We start from the raw sequence: 21,177 nt of genomic DNA on the forward strand, positions 1-21,177 counted from the left end.
CCTCGCGGTAGCGCGCGAGGTAGGATTCGAGCTGCTCGCGCTGCACCTTGGCCTCGCGCTCCAGCGCCCGCAGCTGCACCTCGCTGGTGTTGCCCTTGGCCACCACCTCGCGCTGCCCGTCCACGGCGGCCTGCAGCGACTCCACCCGGCTCCCGGCGATCCGCGCGTCGTTCTCCAGCGTGCGCACGGTGCGGTCCGCGGCGGAGCGGATCTGGCCTTCGAGGTCGCCGAGCTGGGCGTTCAGCTCCTTGATCCGCGGGTGCTGCGGCAGGAGCGTGCGGCTCTCCAGCGCGAGCTGCGCCCGCAGGGTGATGCGCTGCTCCACGAGGCGGCGGATCAGCTCGTTGTTGGCGACGTCCGGAATCTCGAAGGCGCGGCCGTCCTTGATCAGGTCCCGGATCAGCTTCGCCTTGGCGGCCGCATCGGCCTGCGCGGCGCGGGCCTGGGTGAGCTGGGTCGAGAGTTCGGTGAGCTGCTGGGTGCCGATCGGCTGGCTGGTGCCGGTGCCCGAGACGCCGCCGATCAGCCCGTTCTTGGACCGGAACGTCTCGACCTTCGCCTCGGCCTCGGCGACGCGGCTGCGCAGGGCCTCGATGTTGGTGCCGAGCCAGGTCGAGGCGAACCGCGCCGTGTCGACCTTCGCGGCGGCGAGCGACGAGAGATAGAGATCCGCGATGGTGTTGGCGGCCCGCGCGGCCAGTTCGGGATCGCGCGCCCGGAACTCGATCGTCAGGATGCGGGACTTGCCCGCCGGGTAGACCAGCAGGTTCTTGAAGTAGGTGTCGAGGACGCGGTCCTCGGCTTCGCGCTCCAGCGGGTTGCGCACGAGGCCCAGCAGCGCCAGGACCTGTTCGACCGGATTGGGGCCGTCGATCAGCGGATTGAACTCGCGATTGCCGAGGAGGCCGAGGCGCTTGATCGCCTCGCGGGCGAGGTCGCGCGACATCACGACCTGCACTTGGCTCGCCACCGCCTGCTCGTCGATCGGCAGCACCACGTCGCCGCGCTCCTGCTGCGGGCGCGTCAGCGCGCTGTCGCGGCTCTCCAGGAGGAGCTTGGACTCCGCCGTGTAGCGGGGCGGCACGAGCTGCACGAAGGCGACCGACAGGACCAGGGCCGCGAGCGTGGGCACGGTGACGGCGAGCCAGCGCCGCTTCAGCAGGCGGCCCACATCGCCGAGCGCGATCCCCTCCCTGGCTGAATAGTCTTGCCGGGACGGCCGATCGGGCGCGGCGGATCCCGCGATGGATGGAGGCAGGGATCCGGGTGGATCGGCAACGGGGGCGACGCGGAGCATGAGGGCCGTCTGCGATCGAGGGGCCAAGGTAGCCGGGATCACACCTCATTAAGATTGCTGCTCGGTAAAGATCTGTCGATGCGCCGTCGCTCCGAAGTCGAACAGGCCCGGCGCGGGCGTCAGCTTTCGTTAACCACGCCGGCCTAAACCTGCGGAGGAGCGGATCCGACTGGCCGGACACGATGAATCGACGTCTTCTCCTCACAGGTCTCGCGAGCACACTGGCGCTCGGCGGCTGCCTGCGTCCGGATTACCGGACCGACTATCTCGACGCGACCGGCACGGGCTCGATCGGGCTGCAATACCCGCTCGCGGCCGGCGACCGGCTGCGGGTGATCGTGTTCGGGCAGGACAACCTGTCGAACCTCTACGCGGTGGACGGGGCCGGGCGGATCATCATGCCGCTGATCGGCCCGGTGAAGGTCGGCGGCGGCACCACGCTGCAGGCGGCGCGCGCCATCGAGGCGCGCCTGCGCGACGGCTACGTGCGCGAGCCCCACGTCACGGTCGAGATCGAGGTCTACCGGCCATTCTTCATCCTGGGCGAGGTGACGACCTCGGGCCAGTACCCCTACGTCAACGGCATGACGGTCGAGACCGCCGTGGCGATCGCCGCCGGCTTCGGCCCGCGCGCCGCCCGCGACTACGCGGTGGTGACGCGCGAGACCCCGAACGGCCTCGTCTCGGGCATCGTGCCGATGACCTACCCGGTGCGCCCGGGCGACACCATCGTGGTCAAGGAACGCTGGTTCTGAGCCGCGCCCGCGTCCGCGCGGGCGCTCCGGCATCGCGGCGTCACACCGTCCAGGGCGCCGGCGCGTCGGCGGACAGGCCGTAGCGGGCGACCGCCTCGGCCACCCGCGTCCGCGGGATCGTGCCCGCATCGGCGAGCGCGGCGAGCGCCGCCACCACGATGTGCTGGCGGTCGACCTCGAAGAAGCGGCGCAGGCGGCTGCGGGTGTCGCTGCGGCCGAACCCGTCGGTGCCGAGCGCCACGAAGCGGCCCTCCACGTAGGGCGCGATCAGTTGCGGATAGGCGCGCACGTAATCGGTGGCGGCCACCACCGGCGCTCCGCCGGGCAGCAGCTCCGCCACGTGGCTGCGCCGCGCCGGCGCGCCCGGGTTCAGCCGGGCCTCGCGCTCGGCGCCCTGCGCGTCGCGGGCGAGTTCGCTGAAGCTCGTGGCGCTGAACACCGTGGCGCCCACGCCCCATTCCTCGGCGAGCATCCGGCCGGCGTGGATCACCTCCGGCAGGATCGCCCCGGAGCCGAGCAGGCGCACAGCCTCGTCCGCCCCGAAGGATGCGACCCGGTAGAGGCCGCGCACGATGCCCTCGGCCGCACCCGCCGGCATCGAGGGCTGGGCGTAATTCTCGTTCATGGCGGTGACGTAGTAGAACTCATCCCTGCCCTCCGCCATCATCCGGCGCGTGCCGTGATCGAGGATCACCGCCATCTCGTAGGCGAAGGCCGGATCGTAGGCGCGGCAGTTCGGGATCGTGGCGGCCACGAGATGGCTCGACCCGTCCTGATGTTGCAGGCCCTCGCCGCCGAGCGTCGTGCGGCCCGCCGTGGCGCCGATGAGGAAGCCCCGTGCCCGCTGGTCGGCCGCCGCCCAGATCAGGTCGCCGACCCGCTGGAAGCCGAACATCGAGTAGTAGATGTAGAACGGCAGCATCGCGAGGCCGTGCACGCTGTAGGCCGTCGCCGCCGCGACCCAGGACGAGATCGCGCCCGCCTCGGTGATGCCCTCCTCCAGGAGCTGGCCGTCCCGCGCCTCCTTGTAGAACAGCATCGAGCCGGCATCCTCCGGCTCGTAGAGCTGCCCGACCGGCGAGTAGATGCCGACCTGCCGGAACAGGTTCGCCATGCCGAAGGTGCGCGCCTCGTCGGCGACGATCGGCACGACGCGCGGCCCCAGCTCCTTGTGGCGCAGCAGCCCGCCGAGCAGCCGCACCGCCGCGGTGGTGGTCGACATCTCCTTGCCGTCGGCGTCGAGCGCGAAGCCCGCATAGGCGGCGAGATCCGGCACCGCCACGGGCGGCCCGGTGCGGCGGCGCTTCGGCAGGAAGCCGCCGAGCGCGTCGCGCCGCTCGCGCAGGTAGCGCAGCTCGCGGCTCTCCTCCGGCGGCCGGTAGAAGTCGAGGCGCTCGACCTCGGCGTCCGAGAGCGGCAGGGCGAAGCGATCGCGAAACGCCTTGAGCGCGTCGGTGTCGAGCTTCTTCGCCTGATGGGCGGTCATGCGCGACTCGCCCGCCCCGCCCATGCCGTAGCCCTTCTTGGTCTTGGCCAGGATCACGGTCGGCCGGTCCCTGGTCGCCCTGGCGGCGGCGAAAGCCGCGTAGAGCTTGCGGAAGTCGTGACCGCCGCGCTTGAGCCGATCCACGTCCGCGTCGGACATGTGCGAGACCAGCGCCTTCACCTCCTCGTCCTCGCCGAAGAAGTGGGCGAGGTTGTAGGCGCCGTCCTTGGCGCCGAGCGTCTGGTACTTGCCGTCGACGGTGGCGGCGAAGCGGCGCAGCAGGGCGTGGTTGGTGTCGCGGGCGAAGATCGCGTCCCACTCCGAGCCCCACAGCACCTTGATCACGTGCCAGCCGGCGCCGCGGAAGACGCTCTCCAGCTCCTGGATGATCTGCCCGTTGCCGCGCACCGGCCCGTCGAGACGCTGCAGGTTGCAGTTGATCACGAAGGTGAGGTTGTCGAGCTTCTCCCGCGCGGCGAGCGTGAGGGCGCCCACCGATTCCGGCTCGTCCATCTCGCCGTCGCCGAAGACGCCCCAGACGTGCCGGTCGGCGGTGTCGGCCAGCCCGCGATGCGCGAGGTAGCGCATGAAGCGCGCCTGGTAGATCGCGTTGATCGGCCCGATCCCCATCGAGCCGGTGGGCACCTGCCAGAAATCCGGCATCAGCCAGGGATGCGGGTAGGAGCACAGGCCCTGGCCGGCGATCTCCTGGCGGTAATGCGTCAGGTGCTCCTGCGAGAGGCGCCCTTCGAGGAAGGCGCGGGCGTAGACGCCGGGCGCGGAATGGGGCTGGAAGAACACGAGGTCGGCACCCGCGCCCGTCTCGTCGCCGGCCTTGAAGAAGTGGTTGAAGCCGAGTTCGAAGATCTCGGCCGCGGAGGCGTAGCTCGCCACGTGGCCGCCGAGTTCGCCGTAGGCCATGTTGGCCCGCACCACCATGGCGAGCGCGTTCCAGCGCATGATGGAGGTGAGCCGCTCCTCGGTGACGAGATCGCCCGGGTAGGGGGGCTGCTTCTCCAGCGGGATGGTGTTGCGGTAGGGCGAGTAGGGCGGGGCCTCGTCCACGAGGCCGATGGCCTTGGCCTTCTCCTCCAGCCGGTCGAGGAGGAAGCGCGCCCGCTCCGGGCCGGCATGGCGCACGACGGATTCGAGCGAGGCGAGCCAGTCCGCGGTCTCGCCCGGATCCGCGTCGGCGACGCCGCGCGGGCCGGTGATCGGCGTGGTCGGCTTGGCGCTGGCGCTCATCGGCTCTCCTCCCGGGCGGGTTTGCCCGAGACATCGCCCGCCGGGGGGCGTTCCGCAAGTGCGCCTACCGAAGTGCGCCTACCGAAGTGCCCCTGACGAAGTGCGCCTAACGCGCGTCGGCCCGTGCCTCCTGCATGAGCCCGTCGCGCGGCAGCGTGGTCTCCCACAGCGCGCCGGCCCGGGCCTTGGCGTAGCCGTCGTCGAACAGCCGGCGCATGTAGGCGGTGTCGAAGCCCTGCTGGGCGGCGACCTCCGGGATGGCTCGGTCGATGTAGGTGAGGTTGAAGCCGATGCCGTTGCGGCGCGCGAAGGCGAGCGTGCTCGTCAGCGTGGTGCGGGCGCGGGTGCGCCCCACCGTCGAGAGGGTGCGCGAGGCGATCGCGAAGGTGCGGTTCTGGACGAGGTCGAAGCTCGGCTCGATGCGGCCGTTGATGATCACGAAGATGTTCGGGCGGCCCCGGCTGCGCACCACCCGCCCGTCCTGGGCCAGGTACGCCTCCGGCAGGGTGAAGACCGGCGTGGCCACGGCGCCGTCGACATGCATCTCCTGGAAGGCGCGGTTGCCGGCCTGGGCGTCGATGAGCATCGGCGGGAAGACCGCCGGCACGCTCGCCGAGGCGGTCAGCACGTCGCGGAAGAGCGCGACGGCGTTCGGCTGACCGCTCGTCGCGATGGCGCCCATGTCCCAGATCACGGCGCGCTGCGAATCGAGGTTGGTGGTGACGACGAGGAGGCGGCGGCCCTTGCGGTGCTCCTCGGCGACCTGCGCGACGAGGTCGGGCGTGACGTAGCGCCCGACGAGGTCGCGCAGGCGCTGGTCGGCGAACAGCCCGTCGCCCACCAGGATGTTGAGGGGGTTGGGCGATTCCACCAGGGTCGAGGCGATGCCGCTGGTGTAGATCTCCCGCAGCGTCGGGTCGTAGGCCGGGCCGAGGAAGGCGAAGGGCGCGATGAGCGCGCCGGTCGAGACACCCGAGACCAGGGTGAAGACGGGGCGCCGCCCGGTCTCGCTCCAGCCGTTCAGCACGCCCGCCCCGTAGGCGCCGTCGCCGCCCCCGCCCGAGAGGGCGAGGTAGGTGAAGGGCTCGCGCTGCGCGGCCGCCTGCGCGCTCACCGGGGCGAAGGCCGCGGCCGGGGCATCGGCCCAGTAGCGGATGGTCGGCCCCTGGCCGGGCACCGTCGCCGCGGCCGCCTCGGCGGCCGTGTACGGCGTGCGCGGCATCGAGGAGCAGGCCGCGACCTGCGCGGCCACCAGCGCGGCGAGACACCCGCGCACCCACTGCGAACGTTGAGCCACGGGGAACTCCGCCGTCGATGTCGCTGCACCGCCCCGGCCGTATCCTTCGACAGCGGCGTGCTTATGGCAACGCTTACGGCAAAGCTTGGTTGCAGGTGCCCTATGGCTCCCGGCCCGCGAGGGGAGGGGGCGCGGTTCCCTGAGGGGCGGGCCCGCGTCGGCCGAAATCCGGCTCCGCCGTCTCCTGGCCCATCGCCACGATGCCGCGGCGGATGGCGCGGGTGCGGGTGAAGAGGGCGTGCAGGGCCTCGCCGTCGTCCCAGCGGATCGCCCGCGCCAGCGCCGCCAGATCCTCGTTGAAGCGCCCGAGCATCTCCAGCACCGCGTCCTTGTTGGTGAGGAAGACGTCGCGCCACATGGTGGGGTCGGAGGCGGCGATGCGGGTGAAATCGCGGAAGCCGCCGGCCGAGAACTTGATGACCTCGGACTGCGTCACGGTCTCGAGGTCGGCCGCCGTGCCCACGATGTTGTAGGCGATCAGGTGCGGCACGTGGCTGGTGATGGCGAGCACGAGGTCGTGGTGGGCGGGCGTCATGGTCTCGACCACCGATCCCATCCCCTCCCAGAAGGCGCGCACCCGCGCCACCGCCTGCGGATCCGCACCCTCGGGGGGCGTGAGGATGCACCAGCGGCCCTGGAACAGGGTCGCGAAGCCGGCATCCGGCCCCGACTGCTCGGTGCCGGCCACCGGGTGGGCCGGCACGAAGGCGGCGTGCGGGGGAAGGTGCGGGGCGACCGCCGCCACCACCGCGGCCTTGACCGAGCCGACATCCGAGACGATCGCGCCGGGCTTGAGGGCGCCGGCCATCGCGGCGGCGACCGCGCCCGCGGCCCCCACCGGCACGCACAGGATCACGAGGTCGGCCCCCGCGACCCCGGCCGCGACGTCCTGCGTCGCCTCCTCGGCGAGGCCGAGCGCGCGCACGCGCCCGATCACGCCCGCGTCCCGGTCGATCGCCACGATTGTCCCGGCGAGGCCGTTCGCCCGGGCGGCGCGCGCGATCGAGGAGCCGATCAGGCCGAGCCCGACGATGGCGAGCCGGCCGAAGGCGCGCTCGGGCAAGGCGCAGTCGGGCAAGCCATCCTCAGGCATGCGCGCGTTCCTTCACGAACTCCGTCAGCGCCGCGATCACCGCCTCGTTCGCCTCCGCGCTGCCGATCGTCATGCGCAGGGCGTTCGGCAGCCCGTAGGCGCCGACGCGGCGCAGGATCAGGCCGCGGGCGGTGAGGAAGGCATCGGCCTCCGCGGCGCTGCGGCCCGGCGCGTCGGGGAAGTGGATCAGCACGAAATTGCCGACGCTCGGCGTCACGGGCAGCCCGAGATCGGTCAGCGCCTGCGTGACCTTCGGCAGCCAGGCCTCGTTGTGGGCGACCGCCGCCGCGATGTGCCCGTCATCGGCCATCGCCGCGGCGCCCGCCGCGATCGCGGCGGCGCTGACGTTGAAGGGACCGCGGATGCGGTTGACCGCGTCCACCACGGCGGGCGGACCCACCATCCAGCCGATGCGCAGGGCTGCGAGCCCGTAGGCCTTCGAGAAGGTGCGCGTCATCACGACGTTCTCGGATTCGGCCACGAGTTCGAGGCCGGCCGCGTAGTCGTTGCGCCGGACGTACTCGGCATAGGCCGCGTCGAGGACGAGGAGCACGTTGCCCGGCAGCCCCGCATGCAGCCGGCGCACCTCGTCGAAGGGCAGGTAGGTGCCGGTGGGGTTGTTCGGGTTGGCGAGGTAGACGATGCGCGTGCGCGGGCTCACGGCGGCCAGGATCGCGTCGACATCCGCCGTGTGGTCCTGTTCGGGGGCGACCACCGGCGTGCCGCCCGCCGCCAGGATGGCGATGCGGTAGACCAGGAACCCGTACTGCGAGTAGAGGCCCTCCTCGCCCGGCCCGAGATACGCGTAGCTGAGGAGCGACAGGAGTTCGTCCGAGCCCGCGCCGCAGACGATCCGCTCGGGATCGAGGCCGTACTTGCCGGCGATCGCCCGGCGCAGGGCCGCGGCGGTCCCGTCCGGGTAGAGTTCGAGCGCGGCCGCTCCCTCGCGCACCGCCGCCACGGCGGCCGGGCTCGGGCCGAGCGGCGTCTCGTTCGACGACAGCTTGTGCAGCTTCACCCCGGCCGGGGCCGCGCTCTTGCCCGGCACGTAGGCTTCGATGTCGAGGACGCCGGGGCGCGGGACGGGACGGAGGGCGGCGGACATGACGGAACTCGGCTGCGCTGTGCGGACGCCGCCCGTCTAGAGCATGTCGCCCCCCGAGGGGAAGCCCGTCGCACCGGGAGCCCCGGGAGCGGCGCCCGGTGCGGGATCACCGATGGCGTCAGACCGTCACCTGGGTGCCGACCTCCACCACGCGCCCGGTCGGGATCTGGAAGAAGTCCGTCGCGTCGTTGGCGTTGCGCGCCAGCGTGATGAAGATGCGGTCCTGCCACAGCGGCATGCCGGATTGCGCCGCCGGGCGGATGGAGCGGCGCGAGAGGAAGAACGACGTCGCCATGATGTCGAACTTGAAGCCCTGCTTGCGCAGCAGCGCCAAGCCCCTCGGGATGTTCGGCGATTCCATGTAGCCGAACTTCATCACGACCTTCCAGAAATGCGGCCCCAGCGGCTCGATGGAGATGCGGTCGCCATCCGGCAGGCGCGGCAGGTCGATGGTGCGCACGGTGAGCACCACGTTCTTCTCGTGCAGCACCTTGTTGTGCTTGAGGTTGTGCAGGAGCGCCGCGGGCGCGGTCTCGGGGTCGCTGGTCAGGAACACCGCCGTGCCGCGGACGTGGTGGGGCGGGCTCTTCTCCAGCATCGCCACGAGCTCGGTGAGCGGCACGTCGGTCTTGCGGGTCTTGTTGAACAGGATGGTGACGCCCCGCACCCAGGTCCACATCAGCACCACGAGCCCGCCCGCCAGCAGCAGGGGCACGTAGCCGCCCTCGAACACCTTGATCAGGTTCGAGACGAGGAACATCAGCTCGACGGCGATGAAGGGCAGCATCACGGCGCCGGCCGCGATCGGCGACCACTTCCAGAACCGCCACAGCACCAGGAAGGCGAGGCTCGCGGTGATCAGCATCGTGCCGGTGACGGCGATGCCGTAGGCCGAGGCGAGCCCGCTGGAGGAGCGGAACAGCAGCACCAGCACCACCACGCCGACCATCAGCAGGGTGTTGATCTGCGGCAGGTAGATCTGGCCGGAATGGGATTCGGAGGTGTGGCGGATCTCCAGCCGCGGCAGCAGGCCGAGCTGCACCGCCTGGCGCGAGAGCGAGAACGCCCCGGTGATCACCGCCTGACTGGCGATCACGGTCGCGGCGGTGGCCAGAAGCACCATCGGCAGCAGGGCCCATTCGGGCACGAGCTGGAAGAACGGATCCTTCGTGTCGGGATAGGTGAGGACGAGCGCCGCCTGGCCGAGATAGTTCAGGGACAGCGCCGGGCCGACCACGGCGATCCAGGCCGCCTGGATCGGCCGGCGGCCGAAATGGCCGAGATCGGCGAACAGCGCCTCCGCCCCGGTCACCGCCAGGAAGACCGCGCCGAGCACGATCAGCGCGCCGGTGCCGTGGCTGAGCAGGTATTCGAGCGCGTACCAGGGATTGAGCGCGAGCAGCACGTCCGGCCGGCGCAGGATGTGCGGCAGGGCCGCCACCGCCATGGCGAGGAACCACACCACGGTGATCGGGCCGAAGAAGCTCGCCATCCGGCCCGTGCCCCTGCTCTGGACCAGGAACAGCGGCACGATGATCGCGATGGTGATCGGCAGGACGTAGTGCTCGAAGGCCGGGGTGACCAGCTTCAGGCCCTCCACCGCCGAGAGCACCGAGATCGCCGGCGTGATGATGGCGTCCCCGTAGAACAGGGCGGCGCCGAGGAGGCCGAGGCTGAACACCGTGCGCGAGCCGCCGAGCGCCTTGCGGGCGAGCGCCATGAGCGAGAGGATCCCGCCCTCGCCCTTGTTGTCCATGTGCAGGAGCAGCAGCACGTACTTGATCGTGACGATCAGGATCAGCGCCCAGAGCAGCAGCGAGACGGTGCCCAGCACCTCGTGCACGGTGAGCAGCCCGTCGGCCCGCCCGGGGGCCAGCGCCTCCCGGAAGGCATAGAGCGGGCTCGTGCCGATGTCGCCGTAGACGACGCCGATCGAGCCGAGGAAGAGCGTCCAGAACTTGGCGTGGCCGTGACCGTGGCCCTCGGGCTCGTCGACCGACCCGGCCGGTGTCGGCGGCCCGCCGCTCGGCGGGGTGAGGTCTTCGGGCGGGGTGGTGCCCCCGCTCGTGGGTACGGCAGACTGGGTCATGGGCAATCAGGATTGCGCCTCGCCGGAGGCGCGGATGCCGCCGAGAGAGCTGCGGGGGCGTTCGGCGACACGGAGCCTCGCCGGCCGGGCGAGCCGCACGGCCGGCCGCGATTGTGGCGAAACCTTAGCACGCGGGCCGGGGCGTGCAAGGCGGCACGCCCCTGACGCAGCGGAAACCGGCGCTACTCGGCGGCCGAGCGGCGTCCCTGGCCAAAGCGGCGCTCGATGTAGTCGATGACGATGGCCTCGAAGTCCTTGGCGAGGGTCGGGCCGCGCAGCGTCATCGCCTTCTTGCCGTCGATGAAGACCGGGGCGGTCGGGGTCTCGCCGGTGCCGGGCAGCGAGATGCCGATGTCGGCGTGCTTCGACTCACCCGGCCCGTTCACGATGCAGCCCATCACGGCGACGTTCAGGCCCTCCACCCCCGGATAGGTCTTGCGCCATTCCGGCATCGAGGTCGAGATCCAGTTCTGGATGTCGCGGGCGAGTTCCTGGAACACCGTCGAGGTGGTGCGTCCGCAGCCCGGGCAGGCGGCCACCAGCGGCACGAAGGTGCGGAAGCCCATCGTCTGCAGCAGTTCCTGGGCGGCCTTCACCTCCACGGTGCGGTCGCCGCCGGGCTCGGGGGTCAGCGAGTAGCGGATCGTGTCGCCGATCCCCTCCTGCAGCAGCACGCCCATCGCCGCCGAGGCCGCGACCACGCCCTTGGTGCCCATGCCGGCCTCGGTGAGGCCGAGATGGATGGCGTAGTCCGAGCGGCGCGCCACCTCGCGGTAGACAGCGATCAGGTCCTGCACGGCCGAGACCTTGGCGGAGAGCACGATGCGGTCCTTGGGCAGGCCGATCTCCACCGCGCGGTCGGCCGACAGCAGGGCGGAGCGCACCATCGCCTCGCGCATCACCGCGCGGGCGTCGAGAGGCCGCGGGGCGCGGGCGTTCTCGTCCATCATGTGGGTGAGGAGCGCCTCGTCGAGGGAGCCCCAGTTCGCGCCGATGCGCACCGCCTTGCCGTAGCGCGCCGCCGTCTCGACGATGGTGGCGAACTGGATGTCCTTCTTCTCCTTGAAGCCGACGTTGCCCGGGTTGATGCGGTACTTCGCCAGCGCCTCGGCGCAGGCCGGGTGGTCGGCCAGCAGCTTGTGGCCGATGTAGTGGAAGTCGCCCACGAGCGGCACGGGGACGCCGATGCGGTCCAGGCGCTCGCGGATCTTCGGCACCGCCGCGGCGGCCTCGTCGCGGTCCACCGTGATGCGCACGATCTCCGAGCCCGCGCGGGCGAGCGCCGCGACCTGCGCCACGGTGGCGTCGATATCCGCCGTGTCGGTGTTGGTCATCGACTGCACGACGATGGGCGCGCCGCCGCCGATCGTGACGGCGCCCTCGCCCTCGCCGATGCACACGCCGACGGTGCCGTGCCGGGCTGCCGGGCCGGCGATCTCGGGGGCGGCAGCGGGTGCGTCCATGGTCTGCATCGGGTTCCTTCGCGGCGGCCGGTTCCGGGCTCGGCGCCAAACGTTTAGCTGATCCTGCGCGCGGGCGACGTCAAGTCTGTGACGCACCGCACGGCTGGAACCCCTCGCGGCATCGGCTCCGATGATGAACGGAGCGTGCCGATGCCGCGGGCGGGCGCTTCATGACCCATCCGACCCGCCCTGTCGAGGCGCAGCGCCGCGGCCGGGGTTGCGTGGAGTGTGCATCGCACCATCTGTTCTTGCAATGCAGCAACCAGCGTGGCGGACGTGATGGACAGATGGGATGACGGCCCCTCCGCGCCCGAAGCGGAGCCGACCGGGATCGCGGCCGGCGGGGCGCCCCGCCCCAACCGGGGCCTCGCGGGGCCGCGGGCCGAGAAGGCGGTCTCGCTCGCCCTGCAGGGCGGGGGCGCGCACGGGGCCTTCACCTGGGGCGTGCTCGACGCGCTGATCGAGGACGGGCGCCTCGCCTTCGAGGCGATCACCGGGGCGAGCGCGGGCGCCATGAACGCGGTGGTGATGACCCATGGCTGGCTCAAGGGCGGTCCCGACGGCGCGCGCGCCCAGCTCGAGGCGTTCTGGCGCCAGGTCAGCCTCGACGGCGACCTGACCGAGACCCAGCAGAACGTGTTCGACGGCGTGCTGCGCTTCTGGAAGCGCACGCCCGTGGCCGAGTTCTGGAAGGCGGTGGCCAGCCCCTACTCGGCGAACCCGCTCAACATCAACCCCCTCAAGCGCGCGCTGGAGGAGACAGTCGATTTCGCGGCCCTGCGCGCGGCGGACACCGCGCCGCTGTTCATCTCGGCCACCAACGTCTGGACCGGCAAGATCGCGGTGTTCGAGGGGCGGGACCTGACGCCCGACCACGTGATGGCCTCGGCCTGCCTGCCCACGGTCTTCCAGGCGGTGGAGATCGACGGCGTGCCCTACTGGGACGGCGGCTATCTCGGCAACCCGCCGCTCTATCCGCTCTATCACGGGGCCGAGACCCGCGACATCCTGCTCGTGCAGATCAACCCGGTGGAGCGGCGCGAGACGCCGCGCACGCCCGAGGCGATCCGCGACCGGCTGAACGAGATCACCTTCAACGGCAACCTGCTGCGCGAACTGCGCGCCATCGACTTCGTGCAGGGCCTGATCGAGGACGGCGCCCTGAAGCCGGAGCAGTACCGGCCGGTGCGGCTGCACCGCATCGACGGCTCGGGCGGCCTCGACGATTACGGCGCCGCGACGAAGCTCAAGCCGCAATGGCCCTTCCTGCAGAGCCTGCGCGACGCGGGCCGGGCGGCCGGGCAGGCGTGGCTCGCCCGGCACTTCGACGCGGTGGGGCGCGAGAGCACGCTCGACCTGCGGGCGATGTACGCGTGAGGGGGCGCCCGCGAGCACGGTCGCGGTGCGGTGAGGCAAAGCGTGAGGGCCGACGTGCGGCTCACGCTTCGGGAGGCCGCGGGCAGGCCGGCACCCGGCAGGATGCCGCACGCGGCGGCACCCTCGCACCCGCGCCCATGCCTCATCACCGACGTCGGAGGGGGAGGAGCGCTGAGAGTCCGTTCCTCCGGGGCGGGCTTGCCTCTCATTACGTAGCGATCTCCGAGAAATTACTCCATGAGCCAAACATTCATGAAAAATTAATTACGTTCAAGATAGAACTGCGCAAGAGGAGAATGTCCATGATGAACTTGCGTATGTCGCATACCCTGATCGGCCTGATTGCTGTCCTGTCCATAGCGATTCTGTCGCAAGGGCTCATAAGTTTCTTCCAGATGAGAGACGTGCGCGCAAACACGGTCGATATTTCGCAAAACTGGCTGCCGAGCGTGCGCGAAATCGGTGAATTGAAATATGGAACAACACGTCTGCGCGTCGTCGACGCGCGTTACGTCACTGCGATCGAATCTGCCGACCAGTTGGACCAGGTTTCCGAACGTCGGCTGAAGAACGTTGAGGCAGCCGCATCGCGTTACGTGCCACTGATCGCGAGCCCGGACGAGCAGGCCCTGTGGGACACGTTCAAGCAGCATTGGGCAGATTATCTCGCACAGAGGTCGAAACTCGTGGCGGCGGCAAAAGAAAAAAACCAAGCCATGATGAACGAGCTCTTCTCGGCCTCACGCAAGCCGTTCGAGGCTGCCTTGGATGCCCTGGAGCGCGACATGGCCTTGAACGTCAAGGGGAGCGAACGGGCTGAAGCCGCGGCCGGTGCCACTTACGATCGCGCGCTCTGGCTCACCGGGCTGCTCCTCTGCATCGCACTGGCCAGCAGTCTCGCTGGAATCGTCTACATCGTCGCTGCCGTCACGCGCCCCATCGATCGCCTGATCCGGCGCATGCGTGATCTCGCGGCCGGCGACCTGCAGGCTCCGGTTCCTCACACCGATCGCACCAACGAGATCGGCAAGATCGCCGTTGCGGTCGAAGCCTCCCGGGACAACCTGGTCCGAACCCGTCAGCTCGAAGAGGACACGGTGCTGGCCCGCGCCTCGGCCGAGGAGCAGCGCAGGGCCGGCATGCGCCAGATGGCCGACGGCTTCGAGTCCGCCGTGGGCAGCATCGTCAGCCTGGTGTCCTCGGCGGCCACCGAATTGCAGGCCACTGCGCAGCAGATGACGGCCACCGCGACCGAAACCGCCAGCCAGACGACGGCGGTGGCCGCCGCCGCCGAGGAGGCGGCCTCGAACGTCAGCACCGTGGCGGCCGCCGCCGAGGAACTCGGAACCTCCGTTCAGGAGATCGGCCGTCAGGTGCAGGACTCGGCCGGGCTGGCTCAGATCGCGGTCGGCGAGGCGGACCAGACGGCTCATCTCGTCCAGGCGCTGAAAACCACCTCGACCAAGATCGGCGACATGGTCGGGCTGATCTCCAACATCGCCTCGCAGACCAACCTCCTGGCGCTCAACGCCACGATCGAGGCCGCTCGGGCGGGGAATGCGGGCCGGGGCTTCGCGGTGGTGGCCGCGGAGGTGAAGGAGCTTGCCAGCCAGACGGCCAAGGCAACCGACGAGATCGCCGGGCAGATCGGCGAGATTCAGAGCGTGACGGACCGGGCGGTCTCGGCCATCGGTGTGATCACGAGCCGGATCCGGGAGGTCGACACCGTGGCCGCCAGCATCGCGGCGGCCGTCGAACAGCAGGGAGCGGCGACGCAGGAGATCGTGCGCAATGTGACCCAGGCGGCCACCGGCACGTCCGAGGTGACGGGCAACATCGCGGGCGTCGCGCAAGCCTCCGAGGAAACGGGCGCCGCGGCCAGCCAAGTGCTCACCTCCGCGGCCGAACTGTCGCGCCACTCCGAGCATCTGGCCTCAGAGGTCGCCCGCTTCCTGGCGACCGTGCGGGCCGCCTGACGAACGCCTTCGCTTCACGGCCTGAGCATCCTCACGCGAACGTCGCGTAGGCCCGTCCGAGGGATGGGCCTTTGCGCGTTCAGCACGGGGCTCGGGAGGCGCCGTCCGGCGCCCCGAACCGCCAGACCCCCGTGCGCTTGATCTCCGCATCCTCCAGCGCCCGCGTCACCGGCACCGCGTAGGTCGCGAGGCGCTCCAGCCGGTCCTTCGGCAGGTAGGCGCGGCCGGGATCGCCGATCAGCACGCGGGCGCCGCGGGCGTGCAGCGCCTCCAACCACGCCGAGACCCGAGCGGCGAGGTCGCGCTCGTAGAAGATGTCGGCGGCGAGCACGCAGTCCCAGCCCTCGTCGCGGCCGATCAGGTCCTCGCCGCGCGGCGCGACGCGGTCGGCGACGCCATTCTGCGCGGCATTGAGGCGGATCGCCGCGAGGGCGAACGGGTCGAGGTCGCTGGCGAGCACGCCAGCCGCCCCCGCCCGCGCCGCCGCCACCGCGACGAGGCCCGAGCCCGAGGCGAAGTCGAGCACGCGGGCGCCCGCGACGGTCTCGGGCCGGTCGAGGACGTAGCGCGCCAGCGCCTGCCCGCCCGCCCAGGCGAAGGCCCAGAAGGGCGGGGGCAGCCCCATCTCGCCGAGTTCCTCCTCGGTGCGGCTCCACAGCTCCGTGGCCTCGTCGGCGACCATCAGGCTGATCTCCGGCGCATGCGGCACCGGGCGCAGGCGCGTGTTCGCCCGGATGAAGGCCGCGGGGTCGCGCGCGGGAGGGGGCGTGCCGCTCACGCCAGCAGCTCCGCGTGCAGGCGCGCCACCGCGGCCGCCACCGCCGCCTCGGTGAAGCCGCCCTCCAGGATCCGGCGGCGGGCGGCCGCCCCCATCGCGGCGAGGCGGGCCGGGTCGGCGGCGAGGTCGGCCATCGCGCGGGCGAGCGCCGCCGGGTCGTCGGGGGGCACCACGCGGCCCTCGACGCCGTCGCGCACCAGCGCCCGGCAGCCCGGCACGTCGGTGGTGAGGATGGCCCGGCCGCAAGCGGCGGCCTCCAGGAGCGCGCGCGGCAGGCCCTCGCCGCCGCGAGAGGGCAGGCAGGCGGCCTGCGCCGCCGCGAGCGCGCCGGCGACGTCCGCGGTCGCCCCGTGCCACGTCACGCCGTCGCGCGACCAGTCGCGCAGGGTGGCCTCGGGGATCGCGCGCCGGTTCGACGGGTCGGGGGCGCCGTGAAGGGCGAGTTCGACCGCGACGCCGTCCGCGCGGGCGAGCCGCACGGCCTCGACCGCGGTGTCGATGCCCTTCGACCACAGCATCCGGGCGACGAGGGCGATCCGCAGCGGCGGCAGCGGCGGCAGCGGCGCGGGCACCCACGCGGCCGGATCGATCCCCGCCCCGCCCACCACCGCGACGCGGGTCTCCGACGGGTCGAGCCCGAGGAGCGCGGCGTCGTCCGGGTTCTCGAACAGGTAGCGGGTCTGCGCGGTTTCGAGCGGACCGCGGATCAGGCGGCGCAGGCCGGCGCGCGCGAGGCGCCCGGTCCGGTCCTGCCGGGCGCCGACGAGCCCGAGACCCGTGAGCGCGTAGACCCGCCGCGGGATGCCGGCGAGCACGGCGGCCGCACCGCCGACCAGGATGCCGCGCAGCGCGATGCAATGGACGAGATCGGCCCGCAGGGCCTTCAGGATCGCGGCGAGCTGCCCGGTGGCGTAGCCCGCGCTCATCGGGTTGAGGCTCGATCGCTCGGCCTCCAGCGCTACCACACGGGCGCCGGTCGCCGCGATGGCCTCGCGGTGCGCGCGCACCCGCGTCACCACCGCGACCGAATGCCCGGCCGCCACCGCGGCCCGGGCCAGCGGCAGGAAGTGGGAGGCGAAGAACCAATCCTCCGTGACGACGAACGCGATGGTCTTCTGCCCGGGCTGCGCCACGCCGGTCTCCCCTGCGGATCAGGACCTCCCTCAACACCATTTCGGCCCGGGGCACCACGGGGCGGGCACGAGAATCGCGGCGGGCCGGGCCGGAACCTGCTCCGGCAGCTTCCGGTTGAGGGACACCGGATGCGCCCGCGCCGGGAGAGGTCAGTGCCGATGCCGTCGGAGTCCGAGACCGCCGAGACCAGCCCCGAGCCGCGCGTCGACATCCGCGACGCCGCCCGGGAGGTGGGCCTGCGCTACGTCAGCGACGAGGAGCCCGGCTACCGGCGCAAGCGCAGCGGCCGGGGCTTCCGCTACCTCGACGCGGCCGGCACGGCGGTGGCCGACGAGGCGGTGCTTCAGCGCATCAGAAAACTCGCGATACCCCCCGCCTACACGGATGTGTGGATCTGCCGCCACGCCAACGGGCACATCCAGGCCACCGGCCGCGACGACAAGGGCCGCAAGCAGTACCGCTACCACCCGGATTTTCGCGAGGCGCGCGAGAGCACCAAGTTCGCCCACATGCTGGACTTCGCGCAGGCGTTGCCGGCCCTGCGCCGCACGGTGCAGGAGCATATGGGCCTCCGCGGCCTGCCGCGCGAGAAGGTGCTGGCGACGGTCGTCCACCTCCTGGAGGCCACGCTGATCCGGGTCGGCAACGACGATTACGCGCGCCAGAACCGCAGCTACGGCCTCACCACCCTGCGCGACCCGCACGTGCAGGTGGAGGGCGCCGAGCTCAGGTTCCGGTTCAAGGGCAAGAGCGGCAAGGTCTGGCAGCTCTCGCTGCGCGACCGGCGCGTGGCGAAGATCGTCAAGGCCTGCCAGGACCTGCCCGGGCAGGAGCTTTTTCAGTATATCGACGAGGACGGCGTGCAGCGCGACGTCACCTCGGCGGACGTGAACGCCTACCTGCGCGAGATCTCCGGCCGCGACATCACCGCCAAGGATTTCCGCACGTGGTCCGGCACGGTACTGGCCGCCCTCGCCCTGCGCGAGTTCGAGAGCTTCGACAGCGAGGCCGCGGCCAAGAAGAACGTCCGGGCCGCCATCGAGCGGGTGGCCGAGCGGCTCGGCAACACCCCGACCATCTGCCGCAAGTGCTACATCCATCCGGAGATTCTGGACTGCTATCTCGCCGGCGACCTGCTGCTGCAGGTGCGCGAGGAGGTGCAGGCGGAGCTGCGCGACGAACTCAGCCGCCTGCGGCCGGAGGAGACGGCGGTGCTCGCCCTGCTGCAGGCCCGCCTCGCCACCGCGAAGGAAACGGAGCGCCCGGCCGCGCAGGCCGGTCGCAGCCGCAAATCCGGTGCGCAGCCGGCGCGGGCGGTGCGGCGCGCCGCCTGACCCGTCGGCCGCTCCGCGCGACGACCTTCAATGCGTCCGCGGGAGCCGGGTCTTGCGTCAATCCCGGCGCCCGCGTCTGCGGGACAAGGCCGGTGCGGCCCCTTGCGGCCGATCCGGCGGGGCGGCGTCCACCGTCCTCAGTCAATGCGGCGCCGCCACATGCCCGGCATGGCGGAGGCCCCGCGCTCCGCCGCCCGCGCGCTGTGAAGCGGCATCGCCCTCGTAGACCGGGGCGAGGCCCATCTGCCGCGCGAGCTGGACCAGATCCTTGAGGCGGCCGGTCTTGGTCTTGCGGCGCAGGTTGAGGCGGTGCGTCTCGACGGTGCGCACGCTCACCGTGAGGCGGCGGGCCACCTCCTTGTTGCTGAACCCGGCGCTGAGGAAGCGCAGCACCTCCGCCTCGCGGGGAGTGAGCCCGAGATCGGCCGCCGCGTCCGCCTGGGGCGCCGCGCCGCCGGGCAGCGGCTCGCCGCCGGCCAGCGCCAGGATCGCCGCGCAGACGTCCTGCGGCGGGGCGGAGCGGGCCACGAAGGCATCGGCACCGGCCTGAGCGAGGGCGATCAGGGTCTGGGCCTCCGCGGTGAGGAAGGCGACCAGCACCTTGAGGCGCGGATGGCGCTCCCGCAGCGCCGCCACCGCGGCGGGGCTGCGCTCCGGCGTGAACACCAGGGCGACGCCCTCCAGGGCCGCACCGTTCGGCCCGCGCAGCTCGTCCTCCCCGACCGTGCGGAGCGCGGGCGCGTGCTCCAGGGTGGCCCGGAACACCGCCCCAAGATCCGAGGGCTCGTCGATGATCAGCACTCTGACGGCGTCACTCATGCCGTTGGCCTCCGTCCCGGCGCGGCACACGCGCCTTGGTTGACGGAGTGTAAGGATCAAGCCGCGTTCCAACCGCGGCCGTTCTGCGCGTCGGACTGTCGGGCGGGCGCGTTAAACCGCTGACGGTGCGCGAAAACTTTCGTCGCTCGGTCGCACCCGGCAGGCCCCCGCCCGGTCGCCCCTAGGGTTAACGTGCCGGCCAGTCCGGGACTCGCAACGGTTGCAAGGCCGGGTCTGTCCCGGAACGGGACGCGCCGCCCGCGGGGGCAGTCCCCGGTGGACCAGTCGTTGCCGAACCGGTGACCATGGCGGTGACCGAGGCTCAGCCGGCCCGGGCGAGGATGAGGTCGGTGCAGGCGGACACCACGCGGTTGCGCCCCCCGGCCTTGGCCTCGTAGAGGGCGATGTCGGCCCGTTTGAGCAGGCTGCCGACCGTCTCGCCCTCCGACCAGGTGCTGACGCCGAAGCTGCAGGTGAGCGCCACCGGGCCGCGCGAGCCCCGCAGGCGCATCTGCGTGCAGCGCAGACGCAGTTTGCCGGCCACGCTCTCCGCTTCCTCCAGGGTCCGCCCCGGCAGGGCGATCGCGAATTCCTCGCCGCCCATGCGCCCGACCGCCGCGTCGGAGGTCTCGGCGAACAGGCGCGAGACGCTCTGGATGGCCGTGTCGCCGACGTCGTGGCCGTGCTCGTCGTTGATGCGCTTGAAGTGGTCGATGTCGGCGGTCACGAGCGAGAGGCGGCCGTGATCGCCGGCCCGGTCCGCCATGTCGGTGACGCGCTGCAGGAAGGCGCGGCGGTTGAGCAGGCCCGAGAGCGTGTCGGTCTCGGCGAGACGGATCAGCTCGCGCTGCATCTCGGTCATGCGCTCGGCGGCCCGCAGGCGCGCGTACAATTCCTCGGCGCCCGGCGGCTTGTCGATGAAGTCGTCCGAGCCGCTGTCCAGCGCCTCCGCGAGGTTGCGGGCGTTGCGGGCCGACGACATGGCAATGATGTAGAGCGGACGATGCGCCTCCGCGAGGAGGCGGGCCGACCAGCACAGTTCCAGGCCGCTCAACGGGCGGACTTCGAGGCTGGTGATCAGCGCGGTCACCGAGATGTTGGTCGTGACGAAGTCGAGGGCTTCGCGCGAGTCGGTGAAAGTGTCCACCACGTGCCCGCGCGGCACGAGCAGGGAGCTGATCACCTTCAGGACGACGCGGCTCGGGTCGACGACGACGATGTGCATGACGGCCTCAGACAGGAGCCCGGTCGGGCGCCCGGTGCCGGCCGATCCGGCCCGGGGCGATCTTCCATGCGGCCATCCTCCCGCCTGACGCTTAACACCGTCTCAAGAGCGCGCGCCGGCCGTGGCGGATCCGGCCCCGCCGCCCGAAGCGGCCGCCTTGTGAATTGTGGGGAAGACACGGCCGGAAGCGGCCTCGATCGTCAGATCTCGTGTGTTTGATCGAGCCGTCCTGCTCCGATCTTCTATACTGCCGCAAAAAGAAGGCAATGGAGGCGGCTATGGAATTCTTCATCGAGGAAGAGCGCCGGGGCCAGTGGGGCTGGCGTTTGCTCGGCCGAACCGGTTCGACCTTGTTTCGGTCGGACAACACCTTTGCGTCGCCGCTACAGGCGAGGGCCGCCGCGATGGCGTTCGCCCGCTCGGTCGTCGAGGCGGCCCGCCGCGCGGCGTCGGGTTGAGACGACGGCCGGGGTGCCACGATGGCCGGCATGTCTGTCCGGCAGCGGAATCGGTCTTGCCGGAGCGGCGACCCCGCGACCGGCTTGATTTAGGGCGGTGGTAGCCCTGCTGGCGCTTCACGACATCTGTCGGATCTCCCGGACGGTCACCAACGGCAGGTCGGCGGCCCAGGACCATCGTGATCTCGCCCCGTCGACCGTCCGACGCATGACGGCGAGGTCAGCGCGGGCGGACACGCCCGCACG

General features: G+C 71.6%; 16 protein-coding genes. 5 read left to right on the forward strand and 11 right to left on the reverse strand.

Translation table 11 applies throughout. The annotated features are described in order from the left end of the window. Window positions 1–1,297 (reverse strand): GumC family protein (locus MFF61_RS21130; protein ID WP_238237990.1); only part of this gene is annotated, 1,297 nt, incomplete at its 3' end. A gap of 182 nt (window positions 1,298–1,479) precedes the next feature. Between MFF61_RS21130 and MFF61_RS21135 the strand changes: the two genes are divergently transcribed. Then, window positions 1,480–2,052: a polysaccharide biosynthesis/export family protein gene (locus MFF61_RS21135; RefSeq protein WP_238237993.1), complete on the forward strand. Its 573-nt coding sequence runs from the start codon at window positions 1,480–1,482 to the stop codon at window positions 2,050–2,052. A 40-nt stretch (window positions 2,053–2,092) separates the two neighbouring features. Here MFF61_RS21135 and mdeB read toward each other — a convergent pair whose 3' ends face one another. From mdeB to ispG, 6 genes are all read right to left on the reverse strand, one after another. Continuing rightward, the gene (gene mdeB, locus MFF61_RS21140) at window positions 2,093–4,783 is read right to left on the reverse strand and encodes an alpha-ketoglutarate dehydrogenase (RefSeq protein ID WP_238237997.1); all 2,691 of its coding nucleotides are present in this window, start codon (window positions 4,781–4,783) and stop codon (window positions 2,093–2,095) included. 106 nt (window positions 4,784–4,889) lie between these two features. Beyond that, on the reverse strand, window positions 4,890–6,080 hold the full coding sequence (locus tag MFF61_RS21145; RefSeq protein WP_238238009.1) for a patatin-like phospholipase family protein: 1,191 nt from the start codon (window positions 6,078–6,080) through the stop codon (window positions 4,890–4,892). A gap of 100 nt (window positions 6,081–6,180) precedes the next feature. Continuing rightward, the gene (locus MFF61_RS21150) at window positions 6,181–7,173 is read right to left on the reverse strand and encodes a prephenate/arogenate dehydrogenase family protein (RefSeq protein WP_238238013.1); all 993 of its coding nucleotides are present in this window, start codon (window positions 7,171–7,173) and stop codon (window positions 6,181–6,183) included. Next, a complete protein-coding gene (gene hisC / locus MFF61_RS21155) occupies window positions 7,166–8,278 on the reverse strand; it encodes a histidinol-phosphate transaminase (RefSeq protein ID WP_238238015.1) in 1,113 nt (370 codons plus the stop codon). The genes MFF61_RS21150 and hisC overlap by 8 nt, the downstream gene beginning before the upstream one ends. Before the next feature lie 118 nt (window positions 8,279–8,396). Continuing rightward, window positions 8,397–10,367, reverse strand: a complete 1,971-nt coding sequence (locus MFF61_RS21160; RefSeq protein WP_238238017.1) for a potassium transporter Kup — start codon at window positions 10,365–10,367, stop codon at window positions 8,397–8,399. A gap of 182 nt (window positions 10,368–10,549) precedes the next feature. Beyond that, on the reverse strand, window positions 10,550–11,839 hold the full coding sequence (ispG, locus tag MFF61_RS21165) for a flavodoxin-dependent (E)-4-hydroxy-3-methylbut-2-enyl-diphosphate synthase (RefSeq protein WP_238238028.1): 1,290 nt from the start codon (window positions 11,837–11,839) through the stop codon (window positions 10,550–10,552). Window positions 11,840–12,109: 270 nt separating this feature from the next. Between ispG and MFF61_RS21170 the strand changes: the two genes are divergently transcribed. Together MFF61_RS21170 and MFF61_RS21175 are read left to right on the forward strand one after the other, a co-directional pair. Then, entirely contained in the window at window positions 12,110–13,207 is a 1,098-nt protein-coding gene (locus MFF61_RS21170; RefSeq protein ID WP_238238038.1) for a patatin-like phospholipase family protein, read from the forward strand. Window positions 13,208–13,503: 296 nt separating this feature from the next. Continuing rightward, window positions 13,504–15,183, forward strand: a complete 1,680-nt coding sequence (locus MFF61_RS21175; protein ID WP_238238041.1) for a methyl-accepting chemotaxis protein — start codon at window positions 13,504–13,506, stop codon at window positions 15,181–15,183. Window positions 15,184–15,262: 79 nt separating this feature from the next. Here the strand turns inward: MFF61_RS21175 and MFF61_RS21180 are convergent, their stop codons facing one another. Both MFF61_RS21180 and MFF61_RS21185 read right to left on the reverse strand, forming a co-directional pair. Continuing rightward, a complete protein-coding gene (locus MFF61_RS21180) occupies window positions 15,263–15,961 on the reverse strand; it encodes a class I SAM-dependent methyltransferase (protein WP_238238043.1) in 699 nt (232 codons plus the stop codon). Next, on the reverse strand, window positions 15,958–17,094 hold the full coding sequence (locus MFF61_RS21185; RefSeq protein ID WP_238238045.1) for a glycosyltransferase: 1,137 nt from the start codon (window positions 17,092–17,094) through the stop codon (window positions 15,958–15,960). The genes MFF61_RS21180 and MFF61_RS21185 overlap by 4 nt, the downstream gene beginning before the upstream one ends. 159 nt (window positions 17,095–17,253) lie before the next feature. On the opposite strand from MFF61_RS21185, the gene MFF61_RS21190 reads away from it, so the two are divergent. Beyond that, window positions 17,254–18,429 carry a DNA topoisomerase IB gene (locus tag MFF61_RS21190; protein ID WP_238238047.1) on the forward strand — a complete coding sequence of 392 codons (1,176 nt, stop codon included), beginning with the start codon at window positions 17,254–17,256 and terminating at the stop codon, window positions 18,427–18,429. A gap of 141 nt (window positions 18,430–18,570) precedes the next feature. On the opposite strand, the gene MFF61_RS21195 is transcribed toward MFF61_RS21190, so the two are convergent. Next, the gene (locus MFF61_RS21195; protein WP_238238050.1) at window positions 18,571–19,248 is read right to left on the reverse strand and encodes a response regulator transcription factor; all 678 of its coding nucleotides are present in this window, start codon (window positions 19,246–19,248) and stop codon (window positions 18,571–18,573) included. 322 nt (window positions 19,249–19,570) lie between these two features. After that, on the reverse strand, window positions 19,571–20,473 hold the full coding sequence (locus tag MFF61_RS21200; protein ID WP_238238053.1) for a GGDEF domain-containing protein: 903 nt from the start codon (window positions 20,471–20,473) through the stop codon (window positions 19,571–19,573). 278 nt (window positions 20,474–20,751) lie between these two features. Between MFF61_RS21200 and MFF61_RS21205 the strand changes: the two genes are divergently transcribed. Next, a complete protein-coding gene (locus MFF61_RS21205) occupies window positions 20,752–20,931 on the forward strand; it encodes a hypothetical protein (protein ID WP_238238060.1) in 180 nt (59 codons plus the stop codon). Window positions 20,932–21,177 lie beyond the last annotated feature (246 nt).

Origin of the sequence: Methylobacterium isbiliense (genome assembly GCF_022179325.1) — a bacterium.
GTDB lineage: Bacteria > Pseudomonadota > Alphaproteobacteria > Rhizobiales > Beijerinckiaceae > Methylobacterium > Methylobacterium isbiliense.